General features: G+C 60.2%; 1 pseudogene. It reads left to right on the forward strand.

The window, feature by feature from the left end:
* Nucleotides 1–116: pseudogene (locus tag RRF55_RS28810) on the forward strand (phosphonate ABC transporter substrate-binding protein); the annotation flags it as partial.
* Nucleotides 117–221 lie beyond the last annotated feature (105 nt).

A 221-nucleotide genomic window follows, 5' to 3' on the forward strand; every position in this document is an offset into this window, starting at 1 on the left:
TGAAGGAAGAAGAGAAGACCAGCAAAGTGTCGGAAATTCAGGCGCAGCTGGACGATCTCGACCGCCTGACCGCCGCGCTCGGGGCGATGACCAGCGTGAATAAAGCGGTGCAGTAACTCAAGTCCCCTCTCCCTTGAGGGAGAGGGTTAGGGTGAGGGGGAAAGGCGCACGCTGATGCCCTCACCCCGGCCCTCTCCCACAGGGAGAGGGAGAACAGATTA

The organism is Klebsiella sp. K47, from assembly GCF_051858335.1.
GTDB lineage: Bacteria > Pseudomonadota > Gammaproteobacteria > Enterobacterales > Enterobacteriaceae > Klebsiella > Klebsiella pneumoniae.